Genomic DNA, 546 nt, shown 5'->3' on the forward strand with positions numbered 1-546 from the left:
CCGACGGCAGCTACTGGTTCACCGATCCGCCCTATGGCGGCCAGCTCTATGAGGGCGAGCCCGACGTTGCAGGCGGCCCGAGCAACGCGGCCGGCAAGCTCAATCCGCGGATCGGACAGCCGGCGGGGTTCGTGCCGGGCAAGCGCGAGCTGCCGACCAATTGCTATCGCATCGATCCCGGCGGGCGCATCGATCTCGTCGTCACCGAGGAGCAGGTGCCGGATCCGAACGGCCTGTGCTTCTCGCCCGACTTCAAGAAGCTCAATGTCGCCTCGACCGGCAAGGGACCGGGCGACACCGGCCCCGGCGGCAAGGGCGAGATCTTCGTGTTCGACGTCGGAGCCGACAACAAGCTCTCCAATCCGAAGCGCTTCAGCGATTGCGTGATCGACGGCGTCAAATGCGGTCCCGATGGCCTGCGCTGCGACGTCAACGGCAATGTCTGGGCCTCCAGCAATGCCGGACGCGCGGTCGGCTATAGCGGCGTGACGGTGTGGTCGCCGGAGGGCAAGCTGCTCGGCCGCATCCGCCTGCCGGAGGTCAGCG

The 546-nt window shown here is 67.6% G+C and carries 1 protein-coding gene; it reads left to right on the plus strand.

Translation table 11 applies throughout. The annotated features are described in order from the left end of the window. On the plus strand, positions 1 to 546 hold a 546-nt coding region (locus AACY52_RS29815; RefSeq protein WP_339561305.1), incomplete at both ends, for an SMP-30/gluconolactonase/LRE family protein.

It is taken from the genome of Pseudomonas sp. EA_65y_Pfl1_P113 (assembly GCF_963970525.1).
In the GTDB taxonomy this organism is placed as follows: domain Bacteria; phylum Pseudomonadota; class Gammaproteobacteria; order Pseudomonadales; family Pseudomonadaceae; genus Aquipseudomonas; species Aquipseudomonas tritici.